Source organism: Bacteroides sp. DH3716P (genome assembly GCF_025914115.1).
Lineage (GTDB): Bacteria > Bacteroidota > Bacteroidia > Bacteroidales > Bacteroidaceae > Bacteroides > Bacteroides ovatus.
Genome location: NZ_CP083673.1, coordinates 407280 through 433926, shown reverse-complemented (window position 1 = coordinate 433926; position 26647 = coordinate 407280). Strand labels below are relative to the sequence as shown.

At 42.1% G+C, this 26647-nt stretch carries 22 protein-coding genes; 6 read left to right on the top strand and 16 right to left on the bottom strand.

What is annotated here, in order from left to right; genetic code table 11:
- Nucleotides 1-67: 67 nt before the first annotated feature.
- Complete coding sequence (gene gcvP / locus KQP79_RS01460) at nt 68-2917, top strand: aminomethyl-transferring glycine dehydrogenase (RefSeq protein WP_004315900.1); 2850 nt, start codon at nt 68-70, stop codon at nt 2915-2917.
- A gap of 225 nt (nt 2918-3142) precedes the next feature.
- Here the strand turns inward: gcvP and KQP79_RS01455 are convergent, their stop codons facing one another.
- The 16 genes from KQP79_RS01455 to KQP79_RS01380 form a co-directional block, all read right to left on the bottom strand.
- Entirely contained in the window at nt 3143-3673 is a 531-nt protein-coding gene (locus KQP79_RS01455) for a nitroreductase family protein (protein WP_264386612.1), read from the bottom strand.
- Between the two features lie 68 nt (nt 3674-3741).
- Nucleotides 3742-4827 carry an HpaII family restriction endonuclease gene (locus KQP79_RS01450; RefSeq protein ID WP_004311625.1) on the bottom strand — a complete coding sequence of 362 codons (1086 nt, stop codon included), beginning with the start codon at nt 4825-4827 and terminating at the stop codon, nt 3742-3744.
- Nucleotides 4828-4906: 79 nt separating this feature from the next.
- Entirely contained in the window at nt 4907-5656 is a 750-nt protein-coding gene (locus tag KQP79_RS01445; RefSeq protein WP_004300401.1) for a C39 family peptidase, read from the bottom strand.
- A 96-nt stretch (nt 5657-5752) separates the two neighbouring features.
- Nucleotides 5753-6370: an IMPACT family protein gene (locus tag KQP79_RS01440; protein WP_004300400.1), complete on the bottom strand. Its 618-nt coding sequence runs from the start codon at nt 6368-6370 to the stop codon at nt 5753-5755.
- 255 nt (nt 6371-6625) lie between these two features.
- Nucleotides 6626-7873, bottom strand: coding sequence for a DUF1015 domain-containing protein (locus KQP79_RS01435; RefSeq protein ID WP_004311623.1), 1248 nt, complete (start codon nt 7871-7873; stop codon nt 6626-6628).
- Nucleotides 7874-8035: 162 nt separating this feature from the next.
- Nucleotides 8036-8956 (bottom strand): NAD(P)-dependent oxidoreductase, encoded by a 921-nt coding sequence (locus tag KQP79_RS01430; protein WP_004300396.1) that lies wholly within the window; start codon nt 8954-8956, stop codon nt 8036-8038.
- 99 nt (nt 8957-9055) lie between these two features.
- Nucleotides 9056-10123, bottom strand: a complete 1068-nt coding sequence (gene serC, locus KQP79_RS01425) for a 3-phosphoserine/phosphohydroxythreonine transaminase (protein ID WP_004300395.1) — start codon at nt 10121-10123, stop codon at nt 9056-9058.
- Nucleotides 10124-10328: 205 nt separating this feature from the next.
- Nucleotides 10329-11663: a DEAD/DEAH box helicase gene (locus KQP79_RS01420; protein WP_004311622.1), complete on the bottom strand. Its 1335-nt coding sequence runs from the start codon at nt 11661-11663 to the stop codon at nt 10329-10331.
- 46 nt (nt 11664-11709) lie between these two features.
- The gene (locus tag KQP79_RS01415) at nt 11710-11889 is read right to left on the bottom strand and encodes a hypothetical protein (RefSeq protein ID WP_004306317.1); all 180 of its coding nucleotides are present in this window, start codon (nt 11887-11889) and stop codon (nt 11710-11712) included.
- Between the two features lie 249 nt (nt 11890-12138).
- Nucleotides 12139-13413, bottom strand: a complete 1275-nt coding sequence (nqrF, locus tag KQP79_RS01410) for an NADH:ubiquinone reductase (Na(+)-transporting) subunit F (RefSeq protein ID WP_004306318.1) — start codon at nt 13411-13413, stop codon at nt 12139-12141.
- 18 nt (nt 13414-13431) lie between these two features.
- Complete coding sequence (nqrE, locus tag KQP79_RS01405) at nt 13432-14058, bottom strand: NADH:ubiquinone reductase (Na(+)-transporting) subunit E (RefSeq protein ID WP_004306319.1); 627 nt, start codon at nt 14056-14058, stop codon at nt 13432-13434.
- A gap of 110 nt (nt 14059-14168) precedes the next feature.
- Nucleotides 14169-14810 (bottom strand): NADH:ubiquinone reductase (Na(+)-transporting) subunit D, encoded by a 642-nt coding sequence (locus tag KQP79_RS01400; protein WP_004300389.1) that lies wholly within the window; start codon nt 14808-14810, stop codon nt 14169-14171.
- Between the two features lie 21 nt (nt 14811-14831).
- Complete coding sequence (locus tag KQP79_RS01395; protein ID WP_004311621.1) at nt 14832-15506, bottom strand: Na(+)-translocating NADH-quinone reductase subunit C; 675 nt, start codon at nt 15504-15506, stop codon at nt 14832-14834.
- Between the two features lie 13 nt (nt 15507-15519).
- Nucleotides 15520-16692 (bottom strand): NADH:ubiquinone reductase (Na(+)-transporting) subunit B, encoded by a 1173-nt coding sequence (locus KQP79_RS01390; protein ID WP_004311620.1) that lies wholly within the window; start codon nt 16690-16692, stop codon nt 15520-15522.
- A gap of 133 nt (nt 16693-16825) precedes the next feature.
- Nucleotides 16826-18175, bottom strand: a complete 1350-nt coding sequence (locus tag KQP79_RS01385; RefSeq protein WP_032856189.1) for a Na(+)-translocating NADH-quinone reductase subunit A — start codon at nt 18173-18175, stop codon at nt 16826-16828.
- A 172-nt stretch (nt 18176-18347) separates the two neighbouring features.
- Nucleotides 18348-19742, bottom strand: a complete 1395-nt coding sequence (locus KQP79_RS01380; protein WP_004311618.1) for a C1 family peptidase — start codon at nt 19740-19742, stop codon at nt 18348-18350.
- A gap of 217 nt (nt 19743-19959) precedes the next feature.
- Here KQP79_RS01380 and KQP79_RS01375 point away from each other — a divergent pair, with 217 nt between their 5' ends.
- The 5 genes from KQP79_RS01375 (at nt 19960) to KQP79_RS26000 (ending at nt 26646) form a co-directional block, all read left to right on the top strand.
- On the top strand, nt 19960-21231 hold the full coding sequence (locus KQP79_RS01375; protein WP_032856184.1) for a BamA/TamA family outer membrane protein: 1272 nt from the start codon (nt 19960-19962) through the stop codon (nt 21229-21231).
- 137 nt (nt 21232-21368) lie between these two features.
- Complete coding sequence (locus tag KQP79_RS01370) at nt 21369-22115, top strand: TolC family protein (protein WP_004311616.1); 747 nt, start codon at nt 21369-21371, stop codon at nt 22113-22115.
- A gap of 13 nt (nt 22116-22128) precedes the next feature.
- A complete protein-coding gene (locus tag KQP79_RS01365) occupies nt 22129-24360 on the top strand; it encodes a GumC family protein (protein ID WP_004311615.1) in 2232 nt (743 codons plus the stop codon).
- On the top strand, nt 24347-25627 hold the full coding sequence (locus tag KQP79_RS01360) for an O-antigen ligase family protein (protein WP_032856183.1): 1281 nt from the start codon (nt 24347-24349) through the stop codon (nt 25625-25627). The genes KQP79_RS01365 and KQP79_RS01360 overlap by 14 nt, the downstream gene beginning before the upstream one ends.
- Entirely contained in the window at nt 25624-26646 is a 1023-nt protein-coding gene (locus tag KQP79_RS26000; RefSeq protein WP_004311613.1) for an acyltransferase family protein, read from the top strand. Before KQP79_RS01360 ends, KQP79_RS26000 begins: the two co-directional genes overlap by 4 nt.
- Nucleotide 26647: the final 1 nt, after the last annotated feature.

Genomic DNA, 26647 nt, shown 5'->3' with positions numbered 1-26647 from the left:
AATCGCCCATTAACCGCAGTAATACTTAATACTTGATACTTAATACTTAATTTAATACTTGATTATTATGAAAACCGATTTGTTAGCTAGCCGTCACATCGGCATCAATGAACAAGATACAGCCATAATGCTCCGCAAAATTGGCGTGAACTCACTGGACGAACTGATTAATCAGACAATTCCCGCCAATATACGGCTGAAAGAGCCGCTTGCATTGACTAGTCCACTGACGGAATACGAATTTGGAAAACACATCGCTGAACTGGCAGCTAAAAACAAACTATATACCACATATATCGGTTTGGGATGGTACAACACGATCACTCCGGCCGTTATCCAGCGGAATGTATTCGAAAACCCAGTATGGTATACTTCTTACACTCCGTACCAGACAGAGGTATCGCAAGGACGTCTGGAAGCATTGATGAATTTCCAGACAGCCGTATGTGATCTTACTGCCATGCCACTCGCCAACTGCTCACTTCTGGACGAAGCAACTGCCGCCGCCGAAGCCGTAAGCATGATGTATGCCTTACGCTCCCGCGCGCAACAGAAAGCCAATGCGAACGTAGTCTTCGTAGACGAGAATATTTTTCCGCAGACATTAGCTGTCATGACTACACGTGCCGTACCTCAAGGCATCGAACTACGTGTAGGTAAATATAAAGATTTTGAACCTTCACCGGAAGTGTTTGCCTGTATTCTGCAATATCCGAACTCACATGGAAACGTAGAGGACTATTCTGAATTTACCGAAAAAGCACATGCCGCAGACTGCAAAGTAGCTGTTGCCGCTGATATTTTAAGTCTCGCCCTGCTAACTCCTCCGGGAGAATGGGGAGCAGATATTGTATTCGGAACCACACAACGCTTGGGTACCCCAATGTTCTATGGCGGTCCATCGGCTGCTTTCTTTGCTACCAAAGACGAATACAAACGGAATATGCCGGGACGAATCATCGGATGGTCTAAAGACAAATATGGCAAACTCTGCTACCGAATGGCTTTACAGACACGTGAACAACATATCAAACGGGAAAAAGCAACTTCAAATATCTGTACCGCACAAGCATTATTAGCTACTATGGCAGGCTTTTACGCCGTTTATCACGGTCAGGAGGGTATCACTACAATTGCATCACGTATACACAGCATTACTGTATTTCTTGAAAAGCAATTAAAGAAATGCGGATATACACAAGTCAACGCTCAATACTTTGACACCTTACGTTTCGAATTGCCCGAACACGTTTCGGCACAGCAAATCCGCACGATAGCACTTACCAAAGAAGTTAATCTGCGCTATTATGAAAATGGCAATGTTGGTTTCAGCATTGACGAAACAACAGATGTGGCAGCTGCCAATGTGTTGCTCTCGATTTTTGCCATTGCCGCCGGAAAAGATTACCAGAAAGTAGACGACATTCCGGAAAGAAGCAACATCGACAAGGATTTAAAACGTACAACTCCTTTCCTGACACATGAAGTATTCAGCAAGTATCACACGGAAACAGAGATGATGCGTTACATCAAACGTCTGGACCGCAAAGATATTTCTCTTGCACAATCCATGATTTCCCTCGGTTCATGTACAATGAAGCTGAATGCAGCCGCAGAAATGTTGCCTTTAAGCCGTCCCGAGTTTATGGGTATGCACCCGCTGGTTCCGGAAGACCAAGCAGAAGGTTATCGTGAATTAATCAAGAACCTAAGTGAAGATTTGAAAGTTATCACCGGGTTTGCAGGGGTCAGCCTACAACCCAATTCGGGTGCTGCAGGAGAATATGCAGGCCTTCGTGTGATTCGCACCTATCTCGAAAGTATCGGTCAGGGACACCGTAACAAAGTCTTGATTCCAGCTTCGGCTCACGGAACAAATCCTGCGTCTGCTATACAGGCAGGCTTCGTAACTGTTACCTGTGCATGCGACGAGCAGGGGAATGTAGAAATGGCTGACCTACGTGTAAAAGCTGAAGAAAATAAAGATGAATTGGCTGCACTGATGATTACTTATCCTTCTACACATGGTATCTTCGAGACCGAGATAAAAGAGATTTGCGACATCATTCACGCCTGTGGTGCACAAGTATATATGGACGGAGCCAACATGAATGCACAGGTAGGATTAACCAATCCGGGATTCATCGGTGCAGATGTCTGTCACTTGAATCTTCATAAAACATTCGCTTCCCCTCATGGTGGCGGAGGTCCGGGAGTCGGTCCTATCTGCGTAGCCGAACATTTGGTTCCTTTCCTTCCCGGACACGGAATCTTCGGCAATTCACAAAATCAAGTATCGGCAGCTCCATTCGGCAGTGCAGGTATTCTGCCTATCACATACGGATATATCCGCATGATGGGTGCAGAAGGACTGACACAGGCAACTAAAATTGCGATCCTGAACGCTAATTATCTGGCTACTTGTCTGAAAGATACGTATGGAGTTGTTTATCGGGGAGCCAACGGTTTCGTAGGGCACGAAATGATTCTGGAATGCCGGAAAGTACATGAAGAAGCAGGAATCTCGGAGAATGATATTGCCAAACGCCTGATGGATTACGGTTATCATGCTCCTACCCTCTCCTTCCCCGTCCACGGTACGTTGATGATTGAACCAACAGAAAGTGAAAGTCTGGCAGAACTAGACAATTTCGTAGATGTCATGCTGAATATCTGGAAAGAAATTCAAGAAGTGAAGAATGGCGAAGCGGATAAAGATGATAATGTATTGATTAATGCTCCTCATCCAGAATATGAAATTGTAAGTGATCGTTGGGAGCACTCATATACACGCGAGAAAGCAGCTTATCCTATAGAAAGTGTACGTGATAATAAATTCTGGATAAATGTAGCTCGCGTAGATAACACCTTGGGAGACCGTAAGCTACTACCCACTCGCTATGGTACTTTCGAGTAAAAAGAGGTCTATCCAAAGAGATTTACAGAGCACTGTCTCTTAAAGAATCACCTCACAAAAATAAGGGGATGTATCAAAACTCCCCTTTTATCGAAATCACCCTCGCTACAACTTTCTGTGGCGAGGGTGATTTTTATATGAGAGTTTCGACACAGCCTCTTATTTTATCAGACAAGAAGCTGTATTCTATCTAACGATAGTTATTGTATTAGCCTTTACCTTTTTCTATTTTATTGGAATCTTCGAATCAGGATAACCCAAAGCTACACAACCGTAGACTTTATGATTGGCAGGAACACCTAAAGCAGTAATAAATTCACGAACCTCCGGATCATCACATGTTGTCCCCAACTGATTGATCCAACAAGAGCCGATACCTAAAGACTGGGCAGCCAGGAACATATTTTCTATGGCACAAGCACAATCCATACCAGCCCACCATTGAGTAGGCTCATTAGATACAATCACTAAAGTCGGAGCATGATAATAGCAACAATAAGTCTTACTATGTCCACGTTCCTGCAAACGAGAATCGTCGCTTTTTGCAAAAGCCCCTTTAATCCGTTCATTCAGTTCTGTCAACTTATCCATATTTTGAATAGCCGTAAAATGCCATGTTTCCAGATGCATTCCACTCGGTGCATAAGTTGCAGCTTCCAAAATAGCCTGCAAATCCTCTTCTAAAACTTGCTGGCCAGTATAAGCCCGTACGCTACGGCGTGCTTTAATGTTCTCTAAAACTTCATTTGTTTTCATGGATAACAAGTATTTTATATAAGTATGCCATCATTATTAGTTTAACTGCATCAATACATTATACTTTTCTACCGTTTGACCAGCCCAATCTTTGCATTCAGTTTGAAATAATAGACTCCATTCTCTCTCTCCAGGAACCCGTATTTGTCTTTCTCTAAAGATCCTTTTTCTAAACGGGTATTTAAAAACAAAAAATCCTCCATTATTTGCTTTTCCGATTTATGATAACAGAGCACTTCTCCATTTCCATCCACCAATAGAATACCTTCCACTGCCGAATCCAATCCATTGTAAATCTTTGCAGGACGCATTCCCAATACTAATGCCATCAAGAACTGCTTCATCTTGAATTCATAGAACTTATGCTTATTGATTAGTTCATCTTTAATCTTCAACGGATTCATTTGTTTAATAACTTCCGTCAACTCACTAATACGGGAGATACCATCCAAATGCATGATACGAACCATTTCTGTCAGTACACGTGGAAAATGCAGATCAATCATCAAAAGATTACTGCGGAATACGCGGTCGGCTACATCAGCGTATTTAAGTACGCCCCCCAAACGTTCGATCATCATCATCCGTTCGGCAACTTCATTCGGAGATTCAGGCAAAGCATTGATTTTATTCACTGTTGGAGTGGCAAATTTGACTCCACTCTGTTCCAGTTTAAGATTCGCTGCACGTCCTCCGTCCAACAACGGATTCATTACGCCCAACCGTGAACGGACATTGAAACCTCTTAACGGAGCTTTCGGATGCCAAAATGTAATGGAAAAATCTGTGCGATCTTCTGTTTTTGCTTCCAAATCGAAAATGGCAGCTTCGTCTAAAAACTCTTCTACTCCTTCTGGAGAAGCAACATCATTTTCCGGCGAAGATTTCACAGCCTGTAATATCAGATCAGCTACAATACCAAAATCTTCACGAGGCATGGACTTACTCCCATTCTCTCCTTCTATACGAATCGTATCTTCTTCAATATAATATTGACGTGTTCCATCATGTTCTTCCCGTTGAATCATTGCAACAGGCCAAAATGTATCTCCCGCCTTTGCTTCTGCTGTGCCTAACACTACTTTTCCATCTGCTAAGAGACGAAAGAAAGAATAGAGTTCGCACCATTCTTTTTTGGTTGCTTCAAATGCCATATATTTTTGTTCTTCTTTATTTTACTACAAATGTTCTATCTTAATTCTACTACTGAATTTTCCTAACTATGAGTTGCTTCTACTGATTGATAACCTGCGGTAAGGTTACAGACGACACAACCGGAGGAACTATATGAGTCACCTCCTCCAATGGAGGGAGCTTGCCTACCTGTGCAAACAGGGAGTTTCGTATCCATTCTCTGGGAGTGACTATGATAAATCGTCCCGTCCAACAACCATCAAAATAGGAAGGGTTACCCGGCTGTTTCTTAATGGGATAACAGATGTTTTCTCCTTTAGTCCGCATCTCCGGCGAACGTCCGGGATCATTCACCCACACATGTTTATCATCAATGCCACGAAGCACCATCCAGTGCCCTCTCGGACCAGGACGCAAACCACGAACTGCACCTGTATATCTCACATTTACAAGCACAGGAATGCCACGATCAATATAATCTTTCAATATCCGATAATCTTTCTGCTGGAAATGTTCGGCACTTATCATGTTTTCATAATAACGTGTCAACGAATCAATCTCAAAAGAATAATATCCTCCCTGCCCTATTGAAGTACGGCGACGGAAAGGAGCACGTTTTTTCAGAAAGTAGTTCCGCTGATATTCAATCAGTTTCTTTTCTGCATCCTGGGCTGTACGTTGTGTATCAGCCGTCATTCCCTTAAAATAATCAAAGACCATTAACGAAGAAGCCAGAGAGCAATGCGAGTAAGGGCATCCCGCGATTTTCTGCGAATACCACGGAACAGGAATATTATTAGGAGCCAGTTTTTGAGTTTCCTGTATTTGTGCTTGCGCCTGAACGCTCATCCATACAAAGGAACTTAAAAACAGACTAAAAATTATGTGACATTTATTTATCATGCAATCCACTCTCTATCTCTATTACTACTTCTAATACTTTACCTACAAAATATTCTCATCATCAAGAATCCGCGCTGTCTCCACCTTCTCCAAACGTGCACGCAACTTAGGCATCATCGAACGACGAATCCGCAATGTCATGCTACAATCCATGTCATACGACTGATTAAGAATCTCCGGTTCCTCTTCTTTCACAATGCGCATGACATCATTCATAAAAGGATATTCAAACATTACCGTCACATCCTCATCTACCGTCTTTTCTATAATAGTAGCGGCAGCAATCGCTTCGGCAGCAGCGGCCTTGTAAGCAACAATCAATCCACTTGTCCCCAACTTGATTCCTCCAAAATAACGAACTACTATAATCAGTATATCCGTCAGTTCATTCGAGTTTATCTGTCCGAGAATAGGTTTACCCGCTGTTCCGGAAGGTTCTCCGTTGTCATTGGCACGGAAATCCTTTCGCGCAGCTCCCAACATATAAGCATAGCATACATGCCGTGCATCATAATACTTTTTCTGATACGTTTCAAGATGCATCTTTATCTCATCGAGAGTACGCACAGGAAGGGCTATAGCAATGAACTTGCTTCGTTTTTCCGTATAAATACCTTCGGAAGGCTCAATGATGGTTTTATAAGTATCTTCAGCAGTCATGTTGCAAAGATACGGCTTTAATGAGAAAAGTCAATCTATCATTTGGAAATATTAATGTTCCACTTATCGATGATAGGCAGTTGGGGGAATTAAAAATAGTGACGCTATCCAATAAAAATAGTGACGGTATACCACAACGATACCGTCACTATCCCGGGCATATCCCGTCACTATTTTTTCTACATCAATCAAGCGTCACATCTACTGATATAGTCCCTATCAACAATGATTTTCGCATCATCTTACAGATATTTTTTAATCTAACTTATGAATCACCAGTCCCGAACGAAGTTTCGGTTCAAACCAAGTAGTCTTCGGCGGCATAATATTGCCTGTATCTGCAATATCCATCAACTGTTTCATAGATACGGGATAGAGAGCCAAAGCCACTTTCATTTCACCGCTATCCACACGCTTCTTGAGCTCTCCCAATCCACGGATACCACCGACAAAATCAATACGTTTATCAGAACGCAGATCCTTTATACCTAAAACTTCATCCAAAATCAAGTTGGAAGAGATTGTAACATCAAGCACACCAATAGGGTCGTTATCATTATACGTACCGGCCTTAGCAGTCAAGCTGTACCATTTACCACCCAAATAGAGTGAAAAATTATGTAAGCCGGATGGTTTATAGATATCCGCACCCTTCTCTTCTACTATAAAGTTTTTATCAAGTGCAGCCAGGAATTGCTCGGGAGTCAAACCATTGAGATCTTTCACTACACGATTATAATCGATGATGGTTAGCTGGTTTGCAGGGAAGCAAACAGCCATGAAGTAATTATATTCTTCATCACCACGATGATTCGGATTTTGCTTTGCTTTCTCTGCTCCCACCAATGCAGCAGCGGCAGAACGGTGATGCCCGTCAGCAATATAAAGAGCAGGCATTTTAGCAAATTCGGCAGTAATGGTAGCAATATCTGCATCCTGGTCGACAATCCAGAAAGTATGTCCAAAGCCATCACCCGGAGCGATAAAGTCATAAACCGGCTTGTTTGCTGTATATTTCTTTATAATAACATCCAGCTTCTCATTATCAGGATAAGCAAAGAAAACAGGCTCAATGTTTGCGTTGTTCACACGTACATGTTTCATACGATCCTCTTCCTTGTCACGACGGGTAAGCTCATGCTTTTTGATAATACCATTCATATAATCGGGAACATAAGCACCGACCACCAATCCGTATTGCGTTTTCCCGTTCATCGTCTGGGCATAGATATAATAGTTTTCCTTATTATCCTGCACCAACCAGCCTTTGTCCTGAAACAGTTGGAAATTCTCGGCAGCTTTAGCATACACCCGTTCGTCGTGTTCATCCATACCAACAGGGAAATCTATTTCCGGTTTAATAATATGATAAAGAGACTTTTCGTTACCTTCCGCTTCTGCGCGGGCTTCTTCAGAGTTCAGTACATCATAAGGACGTGAAGCGACCTGTTCTACGAGGTTTTGCGGAGGACGAATGCCCTTGAAAGGTTTGATTATTGCCATGATATTAGTATTTTATATGTAAAAAATTAAAGCCACAGACTTCTTGAAAATCTGTGGCTCAAATATACTACTTATTTCTAAAAAAGACATTCTGCAACGGATTGTTTTTATTCAGATACTACCATAGTTATCCTGAAAAATCCGGCAGACTTATTCAGAATCTTACTTGTTTACTCTAAATTTCTCGCAACCATCTTTCAAGAAGCCCACAATTTGTTGAGCAGCAGCAATACCGGCATTGATATTTGCTTCGGCAGTTTGAGCACCCATCTTCTTAGGAGTTGAGAAATAACGTCCGGCAAACTTTTCTGCAAACTCTGCGTTAGCAGCAGGCATAATATCTGTGATATATTTGAAGTCTGCACGCTCTTCCATCAGTTTGATTAGTTCTGCTTCGTTAATCACTTCCTTACGGGCAGTGTTTACCAACATAGCACCTTTCGGCATATCTTTCAACAGAGCATAATTGATAGAGTTCTTTGTTTCGGCAGTTGCCGGAATATGAAGAGATACCACCTGGCAAGTCTTGTACAATTCTTCTGCAGAATCAAGTGCTTTCACACCATCTTTTTCGATTACTTCTTTCGGGCAGAATGCATCATAAGCATACACTTCCATTCCGAAACCTTTGGCAACACGAGCTACATTGCGGCCTACGTTTCCATAAGCATGAATACCCAATTTCTTGCCCATCAATTCTGTACCGGAAGTTCCGTTATAGAAGTTACGGACAGCATATACCATCATACCCAAAGCAAGTTCGGCAACAGCATTAGAATTCTGTCCCGGAGTGTTCATCACGCATACATTGTGAGCTGTGGCAGCAGCCAGGTCCACATTATCGTATCCTGCACCGGCGCGAACTACGATTTTCAATTCTTTAGCAGCATCAAGCACCTCTGCATCAACAATATCACTACGGATAATGATGGCATTAGCATCTTTCACTGCATCCAGTAACTGGGCTTTTTCTGTATATTTCTCAAGTAAAGCAAACTCGTATCCGGCTGCTTCTATTTCTTTACGGATACCGTCTACTGCAACTTTAGCAAACGGTTTATCAGTAGCTACAAGTATTTTCATAATCTAATTCTGTTTATAAAGACTCACCACAGATTACCCAGATTCTCACAGAATAAAAAAAATCTGCGTCCGTCTGTATAATCTGTGGTGAAAATATTATTAATGAAGTTTTTCAAATTCCTGCATACAATCAATCAAAGCTTGTACGCTTTCTTTCGGCAGAGCATTGTAGCAAGATGCACGGAAACCACCTACAGAACGGTGTCCCTTGATACCTACCATACCTCTTTCAGTAGCAAACTTCAAGAAGTCAGCTTCGAAGTCTTTGTATTCGGGAGCCATCACGAAACAGATGTTCATACGTGAACGGTCTTCTTTGGCAGCAGTACCCACGAACATTTTGTTACGGTCGATTTCAGCATACAACATATCCGCTTTTTCAATGGCACGACGTTCCATTTCTTTCACACCACCCTGTGCTTTGATCCAGCGAAGCGTCTGCAATGCTGCATAAATAGGTACAACAGGAGGAGTGTTAAACATAGAGCCACTGTCAACATGAGTCTGATAATTCAACATCGTTGGAATGTAACGGGAAACCTTACCCAATGCGTCATTCTTAACGATAACGAATGTAACACCAGCAGGAGCCAGATTCTTTTGTGCACCACCATAAATACAGATATATTTAGAAACGTCGATCGGACGTGAGAAAATATCAGAAGACATATCGGCAACCATCGGAACTGGAGAATCGAGATCTTTCTTCAATTCTGTACCGTAAATTGTGTTGTTAGTCGTAATGTGGAAATAATCTGCGTCTGTCGGGATTGTATAATCTTTTGGGATATAAGTATATGTAGCTTCAGCAGAGGAAGCAACTTCTACAACTTCGCCAAACCCTTTAGCTTCTTTCATTGCTTTCTTAGCCCATACACCAGTGTTCAGGTAAGCAGCTTTTTTTTCCAGGAAGTTATAAGGAACCATGCAGAACTCCATACTAGCACCTCCACCCAGGAACAGTACCGAATAGCCTTCGGGGATATTGAGTAATTCCTTGAATAATGCCTCTGCTTCGTCAACCACAGGTTGGAAGTCTTTGGCGCGGTGGCTGATTTCCATCAAAGAGAGACCAGAACCGTTGAAATCTAAAATAGCCTTCGCTGTATCCTCTATCACCTCACGCGGAAGAATGGAAGGTCCTGCATTGAAATTATGCTTTTTCATTTGAAGTTTGTTTTTGGTTTAACAATTTCGTTACTTTTGTCTTTTGACCTTGCGAATTTACGAATTTATTTCCGCCGCACAAATCTTTCCTTATAAAAATACTGTTTTAAAGCAGATTTTCCTTTCTTTTTATTGGTTTATACAGGATATATACACCATTTTGTTATCCATAGATGTCAAGTAAGGTATCTTACAGAAAAGATCTTTACTTCGCTTCTTCTATAATAGTCTTCATTCCTTTGATTTTCTCCCCCTGAATCAGATTCAAGAGTTGCTTCACCTTAGCCCGGCGAACAGCGACAAAAGCATAATGTCCTTTGACGTCAATCGCTCCGACATCTTCGCGGGTCAGATTTCCTTTTTTATATAAGAATCCGGCAATATCTATCCGGCTAAGTTTCTCCTTTTTTCCTTTACCTATATAAATGGTAGCCCAGACCGATTTCGGAGGCCGGGGAGGGTTTTCAGGCAACGCCACTGTTTCCATTTCTTCCGGGATATAAGAAGGAAGTTTCTCTTCGGCATGAAGAATCAGATAAGACGTTCCGGTCGCATCCCAACGTGCTGTACGTCCGTTGCGGTGCGTAAAGGCTTCTTCATTGACCGGCAAATGATAATGGATGATATGTCCGACTTCCGGAATATCCAGTCCACGGGCTGCCAGATCGGTAGAAATCAATACATGACAACTGCCATTACGGAACTTGTAAAGCGCACGTTCACGGTCCGGCTGTTCCATACCGCCATGAAAACGTTCTGCGAGTAGTTTTTTATCCGCCAATAACTGATGTACACGGTCCACCGCATCCCGATGATTACAAAACACGATGCTCGAACTGCTCCCCAATGTACAAAGCAGGTTATATAAAGTATCAATCTTATCTTTGGAAGGCGAAAGCACCTTCATCAATTTCAAGCGCGACTCTTGTTCTTCAGAATCGTCCGAAAGGAAGTTCAACTTAACTGTGCGGTTCAATCCTGTAAATTCGGGAATCTCTGCCGCATCAGTAGCTGAAAGCAACATACGTTTTTTTAATCCCGGAAGCTGGGTAATAATCTCTGCCATTTCATCGTGGAAACCAAACTCCAACGATTTGTCGAACTCGTCGATAATTAAAGTTTCAATGGTTTCAGGGTTGAAATTGCCTTTCGACAAATGGTCGGTGATACGTCCCGGAGTACCAATGATGATAGCAGGATGATTGCCCAATATACTTTTCTTTTCTTCGGCGATAGGATGCCCACCGTAACAACAGCAGGTTTTCCAGGAAGTCCCCATTGCTTTGAATACAGAATCTATCTGTAAGGCCAGCTCACGCGAAGGAACGAGAATCAAAACCTGCACGCTGTCGTCGTTCGGTTTTAGAGTAAGGAGTAAAAGTAACAGATAGGCCAATGTCTTGCCCGATCCTGTCGGTGACAACAGTATAACGTCTTTTCTTCCGGTAGCTTGTTCAAGTGATGCTTCCTGCATCGGATTCAGTTCCTCAATCTTCAAATTGCGGAGAGCCGACTGTATAATTTCATTTTTCTCTAACATGGAGGCAAAGATACAAAAAGGAAAGAGTACGGAGATAAAAAAACAATCAAACTTTAGCCATGCCGGTCAATATATAATAACCTTTCAGATTATTCTCTTTCATGTAAATGGTTACTTCTGCCCTACAAGCGGTAACCAAGGCATATCCCGTTAAACTTGAACTCATAGCTTTGACAAATGAATACTCTGTATCATTGTGAATAAAAGATATACGATGATATTCCATAACCTATTGTACTTTAATAATTCTATTGTGTAGCCAAATATACGAATATAATAGATAAGTACAGATAAAAAAGGAGAACTATCTTTTAAACAGACATAAAATAGATAGAAAACATAGCGTAAAGACATCATGGAATACCCTAAAAAAGAAACGGGAAATCCAAGAAGCACTACTGCTTTTCAGATTTCCCACCCTGTGTTATATATTCTTTCCGGTCATTTTCCCGACCGGTTTGTTCTCTTCTGCAAATTATCCTCCGAAGTTGTCGAACATCAGGTTCTGTGCCGGAACGCCAAGATCGTCGAGCATCTTCTCAACAGCTTTCGACATCGGACCAGGACCACACATATAGTATTCAATATCTTCAGGAGCTTCGTGATTCTTCAGGTAAGTTTCGTAGATTACGTTGTGAACGAATCCCGGAGTATACTTCACGCCTGCAGCATCAGCAGCAGGGTCCGGACGGTCGAGTGCCAAATGGAAAGTGAAGTTCGGGAAGTCCTTTTCGATTTGCAGGAAATCTTCCAGATAGAACACTTCATTCAGCGCACGGGCACCATAGAAGTAAGACATCTTACGATCAGTTGTATGCAATGTCTTAGTCATGTGCATGATTTGCGCACGTAACGGAGCCATACCGGCACCACCACCAATCCACATCATTTCCTTCTTAGAATCGAAGATTGGGTGGAAGTCTCCGTAAGGACCGCTCATTATTACTTTGTCACCCGGTTTCAGAGTAAAGATATATGAAGAAGCGATACCCGGCATCACATCCATAAATCCAGGACCTTGTTCTTTCGGCTTGAACGGTGGAGTAGCGATACGTACTGTCAACATGATACGGTCACCTTCGGCAGGATAGTTGGCCATAGAGTAAGCACGAATTGTTTCCTCGTCGTTCTTACATTTCAAACCTAACAAACCGAATTTCTCCCATGCTGGCAGATATTCATCACCAATCAGGCTCTTATCGATGTCCTTATCATAATCCATTGAAAATTTAGGAATCTTAATCTGTGCATAAGAACCCGGGATAAAGTCCATGTGTTCGCCTTTAGGCAGAGCAACGATGAACTCTTTGATAAATGTAGCCACGTTCTTGTTGGAGATTACTTCGCACTCCCACTCTTTCACACCGAGTACAGATTCATCAATCTTGATAGCCATATCCCCCTTCACTTTTACCTGACAACCCAGACGCCAGTGGTCTTGCTGCTGTTTACGGCTGAAGTGAGGAACTTCAGAAGGCAGAATTTCACCACCACCTTCAAGCACCTGGCATTTACATTGCCCGCAAGATCCCTTACCACCACATGCGGATGACAGGAATATTCCGTTTACAGACAGCGTATTGAGCAAAGTAGAACCGGAAGCAACTTCCAATTCCTTTTCGCCATTGATTGTCAGTTTCACGTTTCCTGATGGCACCAGGAAATTTTTGGCAACCAGCAAGATAACAACAAGCAACAGAATAACCACAAGGAATACCCCAATGCTCGCTAATATTAAATTCATATCCATTGTCTTATTCCTTTCTTTTTAGATGTTCAAACCAGAGAAACACATAAATGCGATTGCCATCAGACCTACTGTGATAAATGTGATACCCAAGCCCTTCAACGGAGCAGGCACGTCAGAGTAAGCCATTTTCTCGCGGATAGCAGCCAGACCTACGATAGCCAGCAACCAACCGATACCGGAACCCAATGCATAAGAGAGGGCATCCCAAATATCACCAATGTATTTCGGATCACTCGGACCAACGTTAATACGTTGTTGCATAAACAGAGAGGCACCCATGATCGCACAGTTAACGGCAATCAACGGCAGGAAGATACCCAGCGAAGCATACAGTGACGGAGTGAAGCGTTCTACCACCATCTCCACCAATTGCACGATACCGGCAATTACGGCAATGAAAAGAATAAAACTCAAGAAGCTAAGGTCGACACCTTCAATGATAGCATTGGCAGCCAGCACCTTAGTTTGCAACAGGTAGTTGACCGGAAGCGTCACCAGCAACACGAAAGTCACGGCGATACCCAGTCCTACGGCAGTCTTCACATTCTTCGAAACAGCCAGGTATGAACACATACCCAAGAAGAATGCGAATATCATGTTGTCCACAAAGATAGAGCGGACGAATAAACTTAATAAATGTTCCATAATTCTTTTTGATTTATGATTTATGATTTATAATTTATGATTCAGCAGACTTATCATGCGACTATGACTATAAAGCTAGACATAAATCATAATTCAGAAATCAGAAATAATTAATTACTTTGTTCTTGCAATTCTTTATGACGTGCACGTTGATACCAGATGATGCATGCTACGATAATCAATGCCATCGGCGGCATCAACATCAAGCCGTTGTTTACGTATCCGATATTTTGAATCGGTTCATAATTCAGGATATTGAAACCAAGCAATGTTCCCGAGCCAAACAGTTCGCGGAAGAAAGCAACGATAATCAAAATCTTGGCATAGCCTAAACCATTACCTACACCATCCAAGAAAGACTCCCAAGGACCGTTCTGCATGGCAAATGCTTCCAGACGTCCCATCAAGATACAGTTAGTGATAATCAAACCTACATAAACAGAAAGCTGTACGCTTACGTCGTAAGCAAACGCTTTCAGGATTTCACTTACGATAGTTACCAAAGCAGCTACCACAACCAACTGGACGATGATGCGGATGCGGTTAGGAATAGTCTTACGCAACAGTGAAATAACAACGTTGGCAAATGCAGTAATCACCGTTACTGAAAGTCCCATCACGATGGCAGGCTCCAGCTTTGCGGTAACAGCAAGTGCAGAACAGATACCGAGCACCTGTACGGTTACCGGATTATCAATTCCCAGCGGAGCAGAGAATACTTCTTTATTTTTCTTTGAAAACAGTTGTCCCATATTCTATCTTTCTCCTCCTTATTATTTAGTTAAAAAACTCAAGTAACTATTCAGGCAAGACTTCAACATGGCATCTACACCTACTGAAGTGATTGTACCACCGGAGATACCATCCACTTGGTAATCAGGTTTCTCTACCTTGCCATTTTTTACGACTCCCAAAGTGATAGCTCCATTTTCCAAAGTCTTCTTACCTACAAATTCATTTTGGAAATGGTCGGTTGCAATTTCAGCACCCAGACCCGGAGTTTCACTAGCGTGTGAGAAGTAAGTACCGTAAACGGTATCTTTATCTTCGTTCAGTGCAACGTATCCCCAGATAGCGCCCCAAAGACCGGCACCGTAAACAGGAACTACATATTTAATCTGACCGTCCACTTCGCATACAAACACGTGCAGACGTTGTTGTTCTTTTGCTTCTTTCTCGTAGTTGGTAGCAAATTCGCCCGTATTTTCGGTCAGCGTACCGTCTACGTTCATCAGCATATCCCCTTTCACATATTTCTGATATTCAGCATCCGCATCTTCCACATTCTTAATGTTCAATGCAGCGAGGATTTGTTTCTTAGTGTCCAACTGCACATTCTTGTCTTGTGTAGATTTCAGTGAAGAACTAACGAATGCCAGCAGGAATGCTACGATAATAACCATTACCGAAGCATAAATGATAGTATAACTATTACTATTCGTATTCATTTTCTTTCGGTATTTATTGGTTAGACTTGATAGTGCGTTTCTCGCGACGGCTGATATTGCTTTGTACTACACAGTAGTCAATCAGCGGAGCGAAGATGTTCATCAGCAGGATGGCAAGCATCATACCTTCCGGATAACCCGGATTCAGTACGCGGATAACGATAGCCATCACACCGATCAGGAATCCGAAGATATATTTACCTCTTTCTGTACGTGCGGAAGTCACAGGGTCAGTAGCCATAAATACGGCACCGAAGCAGAAACCACCAAGAACGAGGTGTTCGTACCAAGGCATTTGAGCCATTGTGTTGTTTTCCATGCCGATTGAGTTGAATACCCATGCCATGAATGCGCCACCGACGAATACGGAAATCATTGTCTTCCAGCTTGCAACACCTGTCCAAAGCAGGATAACGGCACCAATCAGGATAGCGATTACGCTGGTTTCACCAATAGAACCCGGAATCAGACCTGTAATCATATCCATGTTGAACGCAGGAACACTACCTGTTGTAGCAGCCTGTCCCAGTGGAGTGGCAACGGTGAGTCCGTCTACGCTTTGTCCTAAACCGAAGATGCTGTCGCCTGACACCCAAACGGCATCACCGGACATCTTGGTCGGGTATGCGAAGAACAGGAATGCACGAGTAATCAACGCAACGTTGAATACGTTCATACCTGTACCACCGAATACTTCTTTTGCGAAGATAACAGAGAATGCAGTAGCTACGGCAAGAATCCACAGCGGACAGTCTACCGGAACGATCATCGGGATCAGGATACCGGAAACAAGGAATCCTTCCTGGATTTCTTCTTTCTTCCATTGAGCTACGACGAACTCAATGCCAAGACCTACTACGTATGATACGATTATTTTAGGCAGTACTGCCAGGAATCCGTAGATAAACATTTCGATGAAGCTGCCAGTAGCACCTGTGTGAGTGAAATGCTGGTAACCTACGTTGTACATACCGAACAGCAAAGCCGGTATTAACGAAATAACCACAATCGACATGATGCGCTTGCTATCGATTGCGTCATGTATGTGCGTTCCCGTTTTCGCAGTCTTGCTGGGCACGAACAGGAATGTTTCGAAGCCGTCAAACACCGACTGGAATGCGTGGAATTTGCCGCCCTCCTCAAAGTTCGGCTTTATCTTATCGAGATAATTTCTTAACGCTTTCATTTATTTAATTGAAAATTGAAAGTTGAGAGTTGAAAATTGGCTGTACTGGGTTTATGCTGTATCCACAGAGAGCCGTTTCGCAAGATTTCAACTATCGCTTATTTTAATTTTTATTATTTAATCTCTTATTCGATTACGCCATTTCTGAACGGAGCATATCGAGTCCGGCACGAACGATGCGTTGCAGTTCCATCTTTGAAGAGCAGACGAATTCGCAAAGGGCGAAGTCTTCGGGAGCTACTTCGTAGATGCCGAGTGCTTCCATACGGTCGATGTCACCGGCGATAATTGCTTTAATCAGATATTCGGGCAGAATGTCCATTGGGAATACCTTATCGTATTCACCCGACATAATCATGTGACGTTCGCCACCTTTGATACGGGCATCCAACGTATATTCCTTCTTACCCATCAACCAGCTGAAATAAGAACGATTGGCACTGAACTGGTTGAAACGCGGCATGATCCATCCAAGCATTTCGTGAATGTCGTCACCTTCGGGGATAACAGTCAATTGGCTATGGAATGCGCCCAAGAATCCGTTCGGAGATACTTGCTTTCCTGTCAGCACGTTACCGCTGATGTAGCGTAAATCTTTGTCTTTTGTTACATTGCCGGCAAACACGTTGGTGAGCAATGCGCCTACCTGTAGTTTGCAGTATGCAGGTTTCAACACTTCGGAACCTGTCACAGCTACTGTACGGGTGAAATCTACATGGCCTGTATTGAAGAGGCGACCGATGAAGATTACGGCTTGCGGATCAATAGTCCATACCGTTTCGCCCTTGGATACGGGGTCGAGGTGGTTGATCTGAATGCCTACATTACCTGCAGGGTTCGGTCCGTCGAATGCGGTGATTGTAACGTTCTTAGCCTGTGTCAGTGCGGCAGCGTTCTGTTTCACACTGATGTTCAGGTAGTTTTTTGCCAGTTTGGCAAGAGCATCAAGCCCTGTCTGGAAGTTTGCTTCTTCGCCTTTGAGGGCGAACTCGAAATCCGGAGCCAATGGATTAGTATCGAATGCGGAGATGAAGATTCCTTTCGGGGTTACCGTCGGATCTGCAATGATGTCATAAGGACGCTGTTTGATAAACGCGAAAAGTCCGGCTTCTAACAGAGCGGATTTCACAGCTTCAGCATCCATCGAAGCAACATTCTTTTTCCCAAAATCTTCATAGTCCTGCTCTGCAGCAGCTTCTACTACGATGTTCAATACCTTACGACGAGCACCACGTTCTACACTCGTCACCACGCCGCTCACCGGCGAAACAAATTTCACTTCAGGATGATACTTGTCGATAAACAAGGGTCCACCAGCCATTACATATTCCTGCTCTTTCACAACTACCTTAGGCGTCACTCCAGGAAAGTCATCGGGTACAAGTGCGTAGAATCCCGGTTCTTTTACTGTTGCGTACGTTTCAGCAGCTTTTCCTTTCAGGTTTATGTCAAGGCCTTTACGTAACTTTATTACATTTGCCATGCTATATAAAATAATGGTTTCATAAATTTGCCGCAAAAGTAATAAATAAGATTGGGATTCGATAGGAAAAAAGAAAGGAATTACGGAAAAATATCCGTAATTCCTTTCGTGTTCGTGCACGTAATCTTTTATCTTTTGTTCCGAAACAAAAGACAGAAGCAAAGAAAAAGAACTATTCAGCAAACATAGGATCCCAAGCAGGAAGTCGGATAGGCTTCTGTTTCAACACCTCGAGAGCTTTTTTCGATGCATATTTCGTTTCTACTACTAGACGGAACATATATTCGTTAAACCAATCATCTGTCATAATGAGATAACCCTGATAACCGGCAGCAGGCCCCCAACTATTTTCAACCATCCATTTCGTCGGTTTTCCATTTTTGTCAAGATCGACGGCCATAAGAGTCATGGCGTGACTGGAGCCACTGGCAAAACTTTGGATACGTTGCTTCTTGTTCATGCCAAAAGAAGTACCCATAAGAGATTCGTAGTCGTAGTTTTTGACATCCAGTAGACCACGGTCAGAGTTTAGAAACTTACCTACATCGCAAGAAAAATACATCATTGTGCTATCCTTGAGAGAAGAAATAGCCATTTCTTTGATATCCTCGATGGGGAGATTGACATACGTCCAGTTTTTGCCGTCGTAACGGTGGCGGTCGTAGTCTATCTCATAACACTTATAATATTCACGGCTCGGATCGTTCATTAACATGACATAATTATCAATCAGTTTTTCGTCACCATACTTTTTCAGGAAAGAAAGCGGAGTGTAAATTTCGGTAGACACAGGTTCACCCTTAGCGTTATATTCAGTCCAGGTAAATTCAGTAGGAGGAACACCGAGATTCAACACTAACATGCGATAGATGGTGCTCAACATCTCTGTTTTTGTTTTCTCAAGGGCAGCAGGCTTGACACCTTGCGCTGCGAGATCACGGAGTTGAAGCCCCTGTTCACGAAGTTTCAGGGCAATCAGACCTGCCATACGGGAGGTATTTTCACTACTGTTGGTTTCCGGCATCACATCTTTGGGAACAAGCCCGTATTTACTGACAATATCGGCTACACCGGTGAATGTTCCACCGTCACTCAAAGGATTACGGAAGAGCCATTCCACCATTTTATCATCCATCGGCTTACTGCTGGTGTCGATAATACCTTGCAGAAAGAGGTTGGCTTTCTCCAGTTGGTCGAAGAAGAAAGGATAAGTTTGCGAGAATTCGAAGGAACCGAGGTTATGTTTGGCGATCGCTTTGGCACGCATCACATTCAAACCTGTAAAAAGCCAGCAACGACCAGAAGATTTTTGGTCGGTGATACCTTTAGAAGACACTTTGATAGAAAAATGCGTATCCATGCCTTTCAGGTTATCCTGGTTGAGAGCCAGTTTACGGATGTCGTTGTTGCCGATGGCGTTGCGGATAGCCTTGTCGGTAGGAGTGTTTGCATAACTCTGCTTGATTTGTTGCATCATGGAGTCGCTGATGCCTCCTTTCACTTCTTGCGCTTGTGTAGAATAAGAAAAAGCACAGAAAACAAAAATTGATAAAATCTGTTTATTCATTGATATAAATAATTAATTAATAGGCTGACGGATCATGATATACTGATAAATTTTGTTTTGGTGTATGGGATTAAATCATGCAATTTTATTTACCAGCATATCGAAAAACATCTTATTCTGCAAAAATACGATTCTTTTTTAGATTTATTATCTAAGAACATCAAAACTAATCGGAATAAAATAGTTTTCTTTGCAGTCGAATTCCTCAAAGAGAAATATGAAGAAATATATAATAGGAATATTGGTGATGCTTCCATCCATCAATATGATGTCAGCTACGGCTGATAGTACGGCAGTAAAAAGCGATGAACTGCAAATGTCTACAACTTCTATCAGTGATACTACTCCTACAGATATTGAAGGCACCCCGTCAGACACCATTCCTGCCCTTTCCAAGCGCGAGTTGCGTCGCCAGCGCGTGGCAAACCGGAATTTGCACTATAACATATTAGGTGGTCCCAGTTATACGCCGGACTTCGGTTTATTAGTAGGCGGTAGCGCACTGATGACGTTTCGGATGAATCCGAGTGATACCACTCAACGGCGTTCAGTAGTGCCAATGGCCATCGCCTTGATGTTCAAGGGCGGCTTGAATCTGATGACGAAACCACAACTCTTCTTTAAAGGCGACCGTTTCCGTATCTTCGGAACCTTCTCTTATAAAAATACAATCGAGAATTTTTATGGCATCGGATATTCCACTAATAAAGATTATGAACGTGGAGAAGATACCAGCGAGTACCGTTATAGCGGCATTCAAGTAAACCCCTGGTTCTTGTTCCGTCTGGGAGAAAGTAATTTCTTTGCAGGCCCTCAAGTCGATTTGAACTATGACAAGATAACTAAACCGGCTGCCGGGATGGTTAATGAGCCCTCGTACATAGCGGCAGGAGGTACGGAGCACGGATACAAAAATTTCAGTTCGGGACTCGGCTTCCTGTTGACGTATGACACACGCGATATTCCCGCCAATGCTTATAGCGGAACTTACCTTGACTTCCGGGGAATGATGTACAATAAAACGTTCGGCAGTGATAATAACTTTTACCGTTTGGAAATCGATTACCGCCAATACAAAACAGTAGGACGCCGCAAAGTGATAGCCTGGACAGTGCAAAGCAAAAACGCATTCGGAGATGTACCCCTAACAAAATATGTACTTAGTGGAACCCCCTTCGATCTTCGCGGTTACTACATGGGACAGTTTCGCGACAAGTCCTCGCATGTCATGATGGCCGAATACCGCCAGATGATAAATACGGACAAAAGCACTTGGGTAAAAAAGATGTTAAGTCATATAGGATATGTAGCCTGGGGAGGATGCGGATTCATGGGACCCACTCCGGGCAAAATAGAAGGTGTGCTTCCCAACCTCGGATTGGGATTACGTATCGAAGTGCAACCCCGTATGAATGTACGCCTTGATTTCGGCAGAGACATGGTGAACAAGCAGAATTTGTTCTACTTCAACATGACAGAAGCCTTTTGACGCCATTTACGCGACAAATTGTGCACAATTTACAAGAAAGATTGTAAAATAGATAATAAAAGACTGCACATAAATGAAATTAATCCTTATATTTGCGCAAGCTATAACACAGCAAGAGCAAATAATAGGATTTTTTTATGAAGCAATTTATATGTTTTTTTTCGGGGTTATTACTTCTATTCGTCTCTACAACCCGTGTAGTTGCACAAGAAGTGTCTGACTATTCTCAACTAAGTGATGAAGATTATAGTAAAATAGTTCTCCCCCCACTATCCGCTTTATTCGAGAACGCCAAGAACAGTCCCGCCTATGAGGTAGCGGACGTGAAGGCGATAATAGAACGCAAATTACTCAAAAAAGAAAAATGGGCATTTCTAGGTTTCTTCAGTTTACGAGGGAGCTATCAATACGGAATGTTCGGCAATGAGTCCACCTATACGGACGTGGCAGTCGCCCCATACCTTACCTACTCCACCCAGGCACAGAACGGTTACACGATAGGCGCGGGTTTAAGCATCCCCTTAGATGATCTGTTCGATCTCAAAGGACGCGTCAGTCGGCAAAGACTCACGCTGCGAAGTGCAGAACTGGAACGGGAAGTGAAGTATGACGAAATCAAAAAGAATATTATTGAGTTGTATGCAATGGCTACTTCACAAATTAAAGTTCTCCAGATGAGAAGTGAGGGTTGGGTACTTGCCAACGTACAATATGAAATATCTGAAAAGAATTTTGCCAATGGCACCATTGATTCGTCAGAACTATCAGTAGACAAGGAACGTCAATCTCAAGCTCGCGAAGCATACGAAAAAAGTAAATTCGAATTGACAAAGAGTCTGATGATACTCGAAGTGATTTCACGTACCCCCCTTATACAAAAATAATAACGCACAAAATATGGATTTTATCATTTCTACCATACGGACCTTACTCCGCCACCTCTGGATGATACTAGTAGGTACCGCACTTTTCACACTATTTGTTATTTATTACACCCGCCACATGGTTGGAGGATACGAAGTAAAAGCCACTTTATATACAGGAGTAGCATCGGGATACAATTTGGAGAGTGACAAGCGCACAGATTGGGCTATGGTACAAAATTCTATGGATAACCTGATAAGCATAATGCAGGCCGAGAGTACCCTCAAGAGAGTATCCATGAGATTATATGCCAGAGTTCTTATCAAAGGAGATCCGAACAAAGAAGTTGACGGAATCACCCCTTCCAGTTACAATTACACTTACAATCACTTAAAGAACAGTCCGCATGGAAAAGAAATACTGGCACTGATCGACAAAACAAGTGAAGATAAGACAGTGTCTAATCTGGAAAAGTATATGCGCCCTCACAAAGACAATTACGTCTACGGGCTATTTTACTACAATCCCCATTTTTACAGTTACAACACTTTGAAAAACATCAAAGTACAACGCCGTCTGACAAGTGACTTGCTGGATATTAGCTATGCTTCCAGCGATCCGGGTATCGCATACAATACCGTAAGCATTTTGATGGATGAGTTCGTTGATGAATATCGCCGTATCCGTTATGGAGAGACAGACAAAGTAATCAAATACTTTGAAGAAGAATTGAGAAGAATCGGTGGTAAACTTCGCAACGAAGAAGAAGACCTTACCAAATACAATGTTCAGAAACGCGTAATCAACTATCTTGACGAAACCAAAGAAATAGCAGCTATTAATAAAGAGTTTGAATTAAGAGAACAAGATGCCCTTTTTGCATTCAATAGCAGCAGTGCCATGCTTGCGGAATTAGAAAAACACATGGACAGCAATGCCAAACAAGTATTAAAGAATCTGGAATTTATTGACAAGTTACGTCAAGTATCCAATGTCACCGGAAAGATTGCTGAAATAGAAGCCATGTCCGACTCCAAGAAACAAGATACCGACAATCTGGAAAGTCAAAAGAAGCAACTGCACGAGCTACAAAAAGATTTGAATCATTTAACGGATTCATACGTAGGACATAAATATACGAAAGAAGGAACTTCGCGAACGAATATCATAGAACAATGGCTGGAACAGACATTGGCCAATGAAAAAGCGAAAGCCGAACTGCTGGTCGTACAAAATGCACGCCGTGAACTCAGTGAACGCTATATGTTTTATGCCCCCGTGGGTACCACCATCAAACAAAAAGAGCGAACCATCAATTTCACGGAACGTAACTACCTGACCGTTCTGCAAAGTTATAATGAAGCATTATTACGAAGGAAAAATCTGGAGATGACTTCCGCCACACTGAAAGTTCTGAATGAGCCAACCTATCCTATTTCTCCGGGAGCAACAAACAGAAAGCAAATCATAATGGCTGCCTGTGCAGGTAGTTTCATACTTATTATTGTTTTTTTGCTGTTAGTAGAAATGTTCGACAAAACATTGCGTGACGCAGCTCGTACTAAACGTGTGACAGATTTCAACGTGATAGGTGCTATTCCCAGTATGTTTTCCTCCCGCTATGGCGGAATGACGAAAACCTACGTCCAGTCATCCGTGAAAGAGTTGACTAACTCATTGCTCCGTTTCCTCACCGAGCGAAAATCTCCCGGAGTATATATAATCAACCTATTTAGCACTTGTGAAGATTCCGGAGAAGTAGAAGTCGGAAATCTGATTTGCGGATATATGCAAAGCCGTATGTTAAATGCAAGGTTTATCACCTATGGGGTGGATTTCAACACAGATTCCACTCAATATTTACTTGCCAAAAACATCACAGACTTTTATACCCTGCAGGGAGAAGATGTGCTGATCGTCGCCTATCCACCTTTAGCGCAAAGCAACATCCCCAGTGCTTTGTTACATGATGCAAACGCAAACATCTTGGTAGCTCCCGCAAACCGTGGGTGGAAAACGATTGACAAGCAACTTTGCGAACAGCTCATGCTGCAATTGGATAAAACAAACGTTCCATTCCGTATATGCCTGACAAATGCTTCCCGGGCAGCAATTGAAGATTTCACCGGGCAACTTCCACCATACACCATACTGCGGAATATCGGTTATCGTCTTAGCCAACTGTCGCTCACAGAAAAAATAAGGTTCAACCTAACAAAGAAAACCAAAGAAGGATCAGCAGAAGAGGAGGATGATGACGAATAGAATAATAACTTTCCACTTGTTATTTGCCGCTCAATTTGTGGTGATTATATCAGGAATGTTTGTAAACACCAAGACTGGTTTAGCCTCTATGGCACTCATATTGATGTTTACAACCATCTGTTTGATACAATTGGCCAATGACAAGCAAACAAACTGGAAACCCGGACAAAACATAATGACCTATATGTGCACAGTCTGGCTAGTCTATTATTTCTTCGAAATCTTGAATCCTAATAATGTAATGGAAGCATGGAACATTGGCCTCACTCCTTATGCGCTGATTCCTTTGATATGTGCTTTTATTGTTCCTATTGTCATCCGTACGAAAAAAGATATTGAGTTATTATTAATAGTATGGTCCATATTTGTTCTCATATTTACCATAAAAGGTTATTGGCAAAAAAACCACGGTTTCAGCGAAAAAGACCTTCACTTTCTGTATGCATTGGGAGGATGGCGTACGCATCTCATCTGGTCCGGCATACGTTATTTCTCATGTTTCTCCGATGCCGCTAATTACGGGGTGCATGCTGCGCTGTCGGCAGTCGTATTTGCCATCTCCTCTTTTTATGCAGGATCGAAATGGAAACGCGTTTATTTTTTCTTCATCGCTATCTGCGCGCTTTATGGGATGGGAATATCCGGAACAAGAACAGCAATGGGAGTCATCATGGGCGGTTTGTTGATGGTAACTATCATCGCTAAAAACTGGAAAGCATTACTGGCAGGTGTTATTGCATCAATAGCCATTTTCTGTTTCTTTTATTATACAAATGCCGGAAATGGGAATCAGTATATCCGTAAAATGCGTTCCTCTTTCCATCCCACTGAAGATGCATCCTATATGGTGCGTGTGGAAAACCGGATATTAATAAAAGAACTGATGTCGAAAAAGCCGTTTGGTTATGGAATCGGACTGTCAAAAGCGGGTAATTTCAATTCAAAAGAACAGATGCCCTACCCTCCCGACTCATGGTTGGTCAGCGTGTGGGTAGAGACAGGAATTGTCGGGCTGCTTCTTTACCTTGCCATTCATGGAATTCTTTTTGTCTGGTGTTCGTGGATATTGATGTTTAAAATACGCGACAAGAGTCTGCGGGGATTAGTAGCAGCCTGGGTGTGTATGAATGCCGGGTTCTTCATTGCCGCTTACGTAAGTGATGTCATGCAATACCCTAACCAACTCCCCATTTATATAGGATTTGCACTCTGTTTTGCAGCTCCGCATATAGAAAAAAGAATGGTACTAGAAAACAAGAAGTTATGAAAAAGAACCAACAGATATTAGTCTTAAATACTTTTGCTATCATCATGGTATGTATAGGACATTCTTTTACAGCCGTAGAGTCCTATTATGGTCATAAATGGATATATAGTTTTCACATGCCATTATTCATGTTCATATCAGGCTATTTATTAAATTATGCAACTATGCATAAACAGCAAGAAATATCAGATATAAGTTTATTGGGCAAACAAGGATACATAGTCAAAAGAGCGATCCGGCTCCTTGTTCCCTATTTCATTATTAGTTCCATTACTTATATCCCCAAAGTACTATTAAGTGCACACGCTCTACGCCCTATAGATTTCTCCATCCATTCATACATTCACATGCTATTGTATCCTATGGACAACGTTATCAAATTCTTCTGGTTTCTCCCTACTTTATTTATTGTTAGTATCATCACAATAATACTATACAAAGCAAACAAGAAACTAAAGTTTAAATATACCTTTTTAGTCTGCCTTCCTCTGCTCATTTTATTATACGAATTCAACCCTCTCAAACATATTGAATTTTTAAATCTAGGTGGAGTGGCTAGCTATTTGATATTTTTCATCACCGGATGTATATATGCCCAATATAATTCAATGATTAGCGACAAAGCAAAACTCGCAAATATATACACAGCAAGCGGACTTTTAATAATCTACTCTGCATTAATCTATTTCATAGTCTGGGATACACCATTCATAGGAATAGTATATGCTTTTATCGGAATAGCGTTCAGTTTCTCACTAAGTTCACTATACATAAAATACAATCTGAAGTTTCTTGACCATCTTTCCAACAGTTCATACGCTATTTACTTATTTTCATGGTATCCGTTAGTTATTATCCAATCATTTCTGATGAAAAAATATGCATTGGACTGGAAATTATGGGCTATTATCAGTACTGTTTTTCAAATATATATACCTTTCTATATATATAAAGGTATCATATACATAAAGAACAACAAACGTTATGGAAAAACAATAGCAACTTTATTAGGACAGTAAA